At 70.2% G+C, this 5,253-nt stretch carries 5 protein-coding genes; 1 reads left to right on the forward strand and 4 read right to left on the reverse strand.

From position 1 onward, the window contains the following. Positions 1-199, forward strand: a 199-nt coding sequence (locus tag AC6EI8_RS23800; protein WP_498383046.1) for a hypothetical protein, incomplete at its 5' end; no start/stop codon positions are given. A gap of 79 nt (positions 200-278) precedes the next feature. On the opposite strand, the gene AC6EI8_RS23805 is transcribed toward AC6EI8_RS23800, so the two are convergent. From AC6EI8_RS23805 to AC6EI8_RS23820, 4 genes are all read right to left on the reverse strand, one after another. Further along, positions 279-863 carry a glycerol-3-phosphate responsive antiterminator gene (locus tag AC6EI8_RS23805; RefSeq protein WP_149316074.1) on the reverse strand — a complete coding sequence of 195 codons (585 nt, stop codon included), beginning with the start codon at positions 861-863 and terminating at the stop codon, positions 279-281. 5 nt (positions 864-868) lie between these two features. Beyond that, the gene (locus AC6EI8_RS23810; protein WP_498383047.1) at positions 869-2,419 is read right to left on the reverse strand and encodes an FAD-binding oxidoreductase; all 1,551 of its coding nucleotides are present in this window, start codon (positions 2,417-2,419) and stop codon (positions 869-871) included. After that, entirely contained in the window at positions 2,416-4,095 is a 1,680-nt protein-coding gene (locus tag AC6EI8_RS23815; RefSeq protein WP_498383048.1) for a glycerol-3-phosphate dehydrogenase/oxidase, read from the reverse strand. The genes AC6EI8_RS23810 and AC6EI8_RS23815 overlap by 4 nt, the downstream gene beginning before the upstream one ends. 18 nt (positions 4,096-4,113) lie before the next feature. After that, the coding region (locus AC6EI8_RS23820; RefSeq protein WP_498383049.1) for an FGGY-family carbohydrate kinase at positions 4,114-5,253 on the reverse strand (1,140 nt) is incomplete at its 5' end.

The raw sequence follows: 5,253 nt of genomic DNA on the forward strand, positions 1-5,253 counted from the left end.
GACCGCGGCCGCCGAAGGGGTGATCGAGGGCGAGGCGCCCGAATCGGCCGGCACGCCGCCGGTCGCCCCGCATCCGACGCGGCTGGTGATGCTGGGAGACGGACTCTACGCCCGCGACGCCGGCGACAACTGGAAGAAGTACGAGAACGGGAGCTGGGTATCGGTGCACGCGCCGCAGCTGCCGTCGGGCATGCAGTAGCGTGGAGAGCGGCGCGGCACGGCCGATGCGTTGGCATCGACCGTGCGCGCGCCCTTGAACCCTTCAGCCCTTCATCCCCTTATCCCTTCAGCGCCTTCGGCTCCAGGTGCCACAGCTTGCGGTCGCTGGTCGACACCGCGACCGCACCGTGGGCCAGCGCGCTGCGGATGTCGTCCTGGTTGCAGACGAAGCCCGAGGTGACGATCGGCGGCAGCCCCTTGCGGTCCGCCTCGGGAAGATGCGCCAGCATCGGCGCCGGCATGATCTGCACGAGGTTCGGATCGCTCTGCTCCAGCGCCTTGACGCTGCGCGGCCAGGTCGAGCGGTCGGTCACGAAGACCTTCTGCATCGTCACCATGCCGGCGCGGTTGGCGCGCTGGATGGTCGCCACGCGAGTCGAGACCAGGCTCGCCACGCCGATGTCGGCCAGGTAGTCGACGCCGCCCTTGTCCTGCGACAGGCCTTCGCAGCTGTCGATATTGACGATGACGTACTTGCCGGCCTGGGTCAGCGTGGCGACCACCGGCTGCAGCTTGCGCAGCTCGACGTTGGCGACGATCGACACCTCGGCGGCGCTGTCGACGAAGGCGTCGACCTGTTCGACCCCGTACAGCGTCGCAATGACGGGATGCCGCATCAGGCGTGCACCGAGGGACTTGTCCATGGCGTTTATCGGGCTTCGTGGGAGAGAACGTCGGTCAGGCCGAGCTTCCCGGGGTTCAGGATGTTGTGCGGATCGAGCGCGCGCTTCACGGTGGCCAGCAGCGGGAAGGCGCTGCCCAGCGACGGCGCCATATAGGGCGCGCGCAGCAGGCCGATGCCGTGATGGTGGCTCAGCGCGGCATTGTATTGAATCAGCACCGCGTTGGCCGCATCCCAGGCGGCGCGATACCACCGTTGCCGGTCCTCGACCGCGACCTCGCCGCGCAGCGAGAAATACAGGCAGGCGCCGTCGACATAGGCGTGCGACTGGTGCGCGGAGCCGGCCAGCGTGCCGGGCACCGCGTTGATCGCGGCGACCACGTCGCGATAGATATCGGCCAGCGCGCTCCACGGCCCGCACATCTCCAGCGTATCGGCGACGAAGCCGGGGCTGCGCTTGAAGCCCTCGGCGCTCTTGCCGGTCAGGTAGCGCGTATCGAGCCAGCGCTCGAAGATCGCATCGCCGTCCAGCGGCTCGCCCAGCTCGCGGCACACGCGTTCGCTGATCGTCATCACCGCCTCGACGATCTCCGGCGCGCCTTCGTCGGCGACCAGCAGCACATTGGTGTCGGGCAGGCCGAACTGCACGCCGCTCTCGAGTTCGTCGTAGAGCCGCAGCGCAGCCGGATTGCCGCCTTGCTGCAGGATCTGCCGGCAGGCCTCCAGGCCGATGGCGAAGGTCTTGAAGCCATAGGCGATGGCGCGGCCATGGTCCGGCAGCCGATGCAGCTTCAGCCGTACGCGCACGATCACGCCGAGCGTGCCTTCCGAGCCGATGAACAGCTGCTGCAGGTCCGGTCCGAGCGCCGCGCGCGAATAGCCGCCGACGGTGACGAGCCGCCCGTCGGCCAGCACCACGTCCATGCCGAACACCATGTCCTCGATCTTGCCGTAGCGCGTCGACAGCTGGCCGGCGCCGCGGCACGCGACCCAGCCGCCCACGGTGCTGATGGCATACGACGACGGCCAGTGGCCCATCGTCATGCTGTACTCGCGCTGGATGGTCTGCTCGAAGATGTCGCCGAACATGCCGGCCTCGACCTCGACGATCTGGCTATCGCGATTGAAGCCGATCAGCCGGTTCATGCCGCACACGTCCAGCACGATGCCGCCGCGCACCGGCAGCGCGGCGCCGGTGACATTGCTGCGGCCGGCGGACACGGTGACCGGGACGGCGCGCTCGCTGGCGATGCGCATCACCGCCTGCACCTGCTCGACGGTGGAGACGCGCACGATCGCCGCGCGCGGCGTCGCCGGCTTGCCGGCGGTCTCGGTCATCATCGAACCGGCCCACCAGTCGCGCGTCCACGCGACCACGCTGCCGGTATCGGTCAGCACCTCGTCGGCGGCCTGCCGCAGCGCCGCGAGCGTGGCGGCGTCCACCGTCACGGCATCGCGCTGCAGGCCCGGCGCGTCGGGCGTCCGCGCGATGGTGGCGGCGTAGCCCGGCGGCGTGTGCGCGCCGACCACGTAGTTGCCGCGGTTGTAGCCGCGCTTGATGGCTTCCTTGCTGATCATGCTGCATCTCCCATGAGAACGGATTTTTCGAGGGCAACGGCGTCCAGGTAGTCGCCGACCTGCCGTGCCACGGCCGCCTCGGACAATCCGAGCTCGGCCTGAAGAAGTTGGCCCACGCGCGCGGCGGCGCGGGCGGAGGCGTCGCGCGCCATCAGGCGGGCGCGCATGCGGCGCGACAGCACGTCGTCGACATTGGCCGCGAGTTCGTGGCGGGCCGCGTAGACGACCTCGGCCTCGGTGTAGGGCAGGCCCTCGACGATCGGCCGCGCGAGGTGCGGATCGGCCTGCAGGATGTCGCTGACGAAGCGGGCCTCGGTGCCGTAGCGCTCGCCCAGGTGGGCCGACAGGCCACCCGAGGCGACGATGGCCTGCGCGTCGTAGCCGGCCGCGCCCAGCAGCCAGGCCGATTTCGTGCGGCACGCCGCGCGCTTGCCGATGACCTTCTGCGCCGCGTCGATGGTCTGCTCGGCCATATGGCGCGAGGTCGTCAGCTTGCCGCCGACCACGGTCACCAGGCCGTCGTCGGCGATGCGGATGTCGTGGTCGCGCGGGATTTCCAGCGTCTTGCCGCCGGGCGGCGCCACCAGCGGCCGGCAGCCGGCGATGCTGCCGACCACGTCCTCGGGCTGCAGGTCGGTCTTCAACGCCGAGCGCGCGCCCTCGAGCAGGAAATCCAGCTCTCGGCGCGTGCACAGCACGTTGTCGAGATCGCCCTCGTAATCCTCGTCGGTGGTGCCGAGGTAGGAGACATTGCCCCAGCGCGTGATGGTGGCGCGGCGGTTGCGGCCGGGCACCGGGATCGTCACCGTGCAGTCGTTGCGGATCTTCAGCCAGGGGATTGCGACATGCACGCCCTTGGCCGGGCGGATATGCAGGGTCTTCGCTTCGCCGGCCTTGCGGCCGGTCCAGTCGCGCAGCCAGACGCCGGTCGCCATCACCACCACGCCGGCGCGCACGCGGATCTCCCGCTCGCCGGCCTGGACGATGGCGCCATCGACCTTGCCGTGGCCGTCGCGCGTGATCTCGGCCACGCGGGCATGGTTGACCACGGCGGCGCCATGGAAGGCCGCGGTGCGCGCGATATTGAGCGTCAGGCGGGCGTCGTCGACGCGGGCGTCGAAGTACATGAAGCCGCCGGTCAGGTATTGCTCGTTGAAGGTCGGGCAGTGCGACAGCACCTCGGCCTTGGTCAGCTTCTGGTGCAGGATGCCTTCGCGCCAGCCGCCGGCGAGGTCGTAGGTCCACAGCAGGCTGTCGAAGGCCTTGGCCAGGCGCTTGTCGAACACGCCGTCGCGTTCCATCACCGGAAACAGGAAGGGCAGCCGCTGCACCAGATGCCGCGCATTGCGGCGCAGGCGCTGGCGCTCGAGCAGCGAATGACGGACCAGGCGGAGATTGCCGTGCTCGATATAGCGCAGGCCGCCGTGCACCATCTTCGAGGACTTGGACGAGGTGCCCGAGGCGAAGTCGCTCTTCTCGACCAGCGCGACGCGATAGCCGCGCAGCGCGGCATCGAGCGCGGTGTACGCGCCCGTGACGCCGCCGCCGACCACCAGCACGTCGAACCGCTCGCCTTGCAGCCGGTCCAGCTGCTCCGTGCGATCCAGCCGCAAGGGCTCGGTGCTGGCCATGGCGGCGCGCGCGCGGCTGGCGCTTCGGGATGGCAGAACCATCATGTTGATTGCTTCTCCTTGTTATTGGGCCGCCGGGGCATCGGCATGCACGCCGGCCTGCGAGGGGGCTTGCGAGTGGGCTTGTGAAAGGGCCCGCGAGTGGGCATTGGCAATGGCATCGACGTTCCCGAGTTCCGATGCGATGCGCGCATGCCACAGCGCGCGGCGCGCCTCCCGCTGGTCCGCGCCGATCGCCGGCTCGAACACCGCGTCGGCGGCCGTGGTGGCGCGGGCCTGCCGCAGGTCGTCCCACAGCAGCCCCGACGAGCCGGCGAGGAACGCGATGCCGCGCAGGCTGGCGCGGTCGGTCTCCTTCATGCGCAGGATCGGCAGGCCGGTCAGGTCGGCCTGCATCTGCAGCAGCGCGTCGCTGCCGGACAGTCCGCCGCCGACCAGCAGGCTCGATACCGCGACGCCAGCCATGTCGCGGTTGGCTTCGATGCAGGAGCTGACCGAATGCGCGATGCCGTCGAGGATGGCGTAGGCGATCTCGGCCTGCGTGGTCGCCATCGAGATGCCGTTCAGCGCCGCGCGCGCGGCCGGCTCCATGCGCGGCACGCGCAGGCCGGTCAGCGCGGGGATGAAGGTCACGCCGCCGGAGGACGACACGCCGGCGGCCAGCGCGCTGATCTGCCGGGCGTCGTCGAACCAGTGCAGCTTGTCGCAGATCCAGTTCAGCGCCGAGCCGGTGGTGGCGACGAAGGTTTCGACCGAGAAGTGCGACTGGCCGCCGTGGCGGCGCGCGGTCATCGTCAGCGTGCTGTCGGAGCGGCCCATCGCTGGCGGCAGCGTCGGGCCGACGATCAGGTCGACGAAGCTGCCGGTACCGTGCAGGCACATCGACTGGCCGGCGTCCAGGCAACCCAGGCCCACCGCACCGGCCAGCTGGTCGCCGGCGCAGGCGAGGATCGGCACGTCGATCCCCAGCACATCGGCCCGCGTGCGGCCGAAGTCGTCGGCGTCCTGCCGCAGCGTGGGCAGCAGCTCGGCGGGAAAGCCCAGCGCATCGAGCCAGTCGAGCCGATAGCGGTGCTCGGCCAGCACGTAGGCGCTGCACGAGGTGGCGTTGGTCGGCGTGGTCACGACGGCGCGTTCGCTCGACAGGTGCCACAGCAGCCAGCTGTCGATGGTGCCGAAGGCGAGCCGCCGCGCGCGCCAGGC

The organism is Cupriavidus sp. R6-3, assembly GCF_059772245.1.